Source organism: Lapillicoccus sp. (assembly GCF_046595215.1).
GTDB lineage: Bacteria > Actinomycetota > Actinomycetes > Actinomycetales > Dermatophilaceae > Lapillicoccus.
Genome location: NZ_JBKJPP010000083.1, coordinates 1 through 3,038 on the forward strand (window position 1 = coordinate 1; position 3,038 = coordinate 3,038).

Annotated in this window: 4 protein-coding genes; all 4 read left to right on the plus strand. The window is 70.7% G+C overall.

What is annotated here, in order from left to right:
* Window positions 1–327: 327 nt before the first annotated feature.
* Window positions 328–1,143 carry a hydrogenase nickel incorporation protein HypB gene (gene hypB / locus ACLL9L_RS07100; RefSeq protein ID WP_411283943.1) on the plus strand — a complete coding sequence of 272 codons (816 nt, stop codon included), beginning with the start codon at window positions 328–330 and terminating at the stop codon, window positions 1,141–1,143.
* Complete coding sequence (locus ACLL9L_RS07105; protein ID WP_411283944.1) at window positions 1,143–1,382, plus strand: hypothetical protein; 240 nt, start codon at window positions 1,143–1,145, stop codon at window positions 1,380–1,382. The genes hypB and ACLL9L_RS07105 overlap by 1 nt, the downstream gene beginning before the upstream one ends.
* A 307-nt stretch (window positions 1,383–1,689) precedes the next feature.
* On the plus strand, window positions 1,690–1,995 hold the full coding sequence (locus ACLL9L_RS07110) for a hypothetical protein (RefSeq protein WP_411283945.1): 306 nt from the start codon (window positions 1,690–1,692) through the stop codon (window positions 1,993–1,995).
* Between the two features lie 162 nt (window positions 1,996–2,157).
* Window positions 2,158–3,038: hypothetical protein (locus ACLL9L_RS07115; RefSeq protein ID WP_411283946.1), on the plus strand; the 881-nt coding region annotated here is incomplete at its 3' end.

The window sequence follows — 3,038 nt, forward strand, 5'->3', positions numbered from 1 at the left end:
GACCGTCGTCCCGTAACGCAGCAGGTGGGAGATCAACAAGGGCGTGGTCTGCATCGTGCTCTTCATGGCCTGAGCGTGCCAGCAACTCGCGGCGGACGGAAGGGTATCCGGGCAACCTCGCCCGATCTGTGCGGTCCGCGACTCCTCGGGGGGCCTCCGGCGCTCTAGGCTCCCAAGGTAGGGCGGGGGTCAGGAGGAGGCTGTCGCCTGAACGAATCCGCTATCAGTGTCAAGCACATCGTTCTGGGCCCCGGGCCGTCGACCGCCTGGGACGCTGCGGCCGGCGCACTCGCCGACTCCCCGCCGGGACAACGTAGGAGCATCGAGATGGGCCGGTTCCACCGCCACGACGACCGCACCGAGCACCAGCACGACGACGCCACCGACCACCGCGACGACCGCGCGGGGAACCGTCCTCACGGCGGCGACCACGGCGACCACTCCGGCTATGCGACCGGTCCCGAGCGGGTCACCGTCCTGGAGCGGATCTTCAGCGAGAACGACCGGGCTGCGGCGACCAACCGTGCGCAGTTCGACGCGCGGGGCGTGCGCTGCGTGAACCTGATGTCCTCACCGGGGGCCGGCAAGACGACCTTGCTCGTCCATACCCTGCGCCACCTGGACCGGCTCGGCGTGCGGGTGGGCGTGGTCGAGGGCGACATCGAGACCTCGATCGATGCCGACCGCCTTACCGGACTGGGCGCGCAGGTGGCGCTGCTCAACACCGGTGACGGCTTCGGCGGCGAGTGCCACCTGGATGCACCGATGGTCGCCCGCGCTCTTGGCCATCTCGACCTCGACGTGCTGGACCTCGTCCTCGTGGAAAACGTCGGCAACCTCGTCTGCCCCGCCGAGTTCGACGTCGGCGCACACGACTCGGTCATGGTCTACGCGATCACCGAGGGTGAGGAGAAGCCGCTGAAGTACCCTGTGATGTTCCGGTCGGTGGCGGTGGTGCTGGTGAACAAGATGGATCTCCTGCCGCACCTCGACTTCGACCTGGACCTGTTCCGGCGCAACGTGGAGCAGGTCAACCCGGCGGCCCGGATGATCGAGGTGAGCGCCCGGACCGGCGAGGGCCTGGGCGCCTGGCACGAGTGGTTGACCGCGCCCGACGCACCGCCGTCCCGACAGCCGCACTGATGTTGCCCCAGATCAACGCGACCGACTACCGCATCGGCTTCCGCCCGGGCTCGACCGACGGGCGCGGCACGGGCCCCGACGGGCGCGACGACCTCACCACGGCACACCGCTCCATCGACCGCCACCATCACGAGTACGCCGGGGCCCCAGGCCAGATCCTGGCCGAGACGTCTCGACGGCCAGGATCATCAGGATCGCGGCGCTCCTCGGGATCCGGACCCCCCAGCCGATCGGGCTGATGGGCCCGGCGCCGTTCGGCGGTGAGCTGGACGCCCCGGGCTCGGGTGTCGTCGCTGGACAGGCTGGCCTGCCCGCCACCTTGAGCATGATGCTGTGCGATTGCTCGGGGGTGACCAAGGACGCCTGCCTGACCGAGCACCGCCAGGCCCGCGACCGCGTCACCGAAGCGGTCGCCTCCGGCGCGGTGGGACGGGCGGCCGCCTTCGGCGCGGTGGACCGGCTGCTGTTCGACTGGGTGACGGCCCACCGCCAGTCGCCCGACAGCGGTGCGTCGGAGATCACGTCCGGCCGGCCGGCGATGCCCGAATGGTGGTGCTGGCCACGGCTGCCTCGGCGCAGGTGCGGGCCCGCTTCGACGCGGGACTGCTCGACCTTCCCGTGCGCTGGCCCGTCCTTCCGGACGATCGCCTTGACGGCCGACTCAGCTCCCCCCGTGCTGCGTCCAACGCCGGGACCCGGCTGCGGCTCCGCGTTCCACGTCGTGTTGGCAAGGCCGGCCCGCACCGTCCCGCACCGAGCTCGATCCGGACGACGATCCGGACCGCCGCCCGCAACGTCCCCGGCTGGCGTTGGTGGCAGGAGTGGGGCCAGCGACCGAGAAGGCGTGAGTGAGGCCGGCAGGACGCTACCCCTCGGGCGTGGGGCTCGGCCTTCGGGGATCCGGCCGTGCCGTCGACGACGGGAGCAACCCCCAAGGTTGCCGCAAGGTGGCGTGGTCATCATCAGGACATGCGCGCGGTCAGCCAGACCACCCGTCCTTCTCAGGAGGTTCAGATGATCCACATCGACAGGCGGAGGCCCAGGCTCGCGGCTGTGGTCATCCCGCTGACGGCGCTGAGCGTGCTCGCCACGGTCACCGCGTATGCCGGCGGCGGCACGGCAAGGCCACCTGCGGGTGCGGTGGCCCCGTTCGTGACCGCGACGCTGCCCGACCCGGTGACGTCCGTCAACCCGGCGTTGATCCACGGCTTCGACGACACCGGGTTCATCCAGGGCGCGACTCTGGATACCACCAACGTCAACTGCCCGAACACGGTCGACCCGCGCCGCTTCGGTGGCACCCTCACGTTGAACCACGGCCCGGTCGTGGTGCCGTGCAACCTGGTGATCCAGATGCCCGCGAACACCTTCACCTGGGCCGACTTCGTCAACGGTGGCCCGGCACTCGGGCTGGGCGGCGCCTACCCGTCCTTCGAGATCCGGGCGGTCGGCAACGTCGTCGGCGCGCGGCGCATCGCCGGTCTGCTGTATGCCTCCCAGAAGTTCCTGCACACCAGCACCGGCGTGATCACCGCCATCGACTACGCCACCGGCAACCTCAAGGTCGACACCGGTGACGCGGCCAACCCCGCGACCGTGCAGATCAACGACCCCAACGGGCGCTTCGGCCGGAAGACGAGCGGTCGGGCGCAGAGCCCGGACCCGCGGTTCAGCGTCGACGACGCGAACCCGACGATCCACTCCGGCACCGGATACCCGATGTGCGTGCCGCGCACCGACCCCACCGTCACGGACGACCCGGCGTGCCCGCAGCAGAACCGTCCCAACCTGGTGCCGGTCACGGTCAACGGGGCCGTCGTGGCGCCTGTCGCCGGTGGCTGCCGCAACTTCTCCGTGGCCGCCATCGCCCCGCCCAAGAGTGGTGAGCTGACCCG

Excerpts from the sequence above, each read along its gene's own strand:
- ACLL9L_RS07110 (WP_411283945.1), top strand. The coding sequence starts at position 1,690 with ATGGTGGTGCTGGCCACGGCTGCCTCGGCGCAGGTGCGGGCCCGCTTC.
- ACLL9L_RS07105 (WP_411283944.1), top strand. The coding sequence starts at position 1,143 with ATGTTGCCCCAGATCAACGCGACCGACTACCGCATCGGCTTCCGCCCG.
- hypB (WP_411283943.1), top strand. The coding sequence starts at position 328 with ATGGGCCGGTTCCACCGCCACGACGACCGCACCGAGCACCAGCACGAC.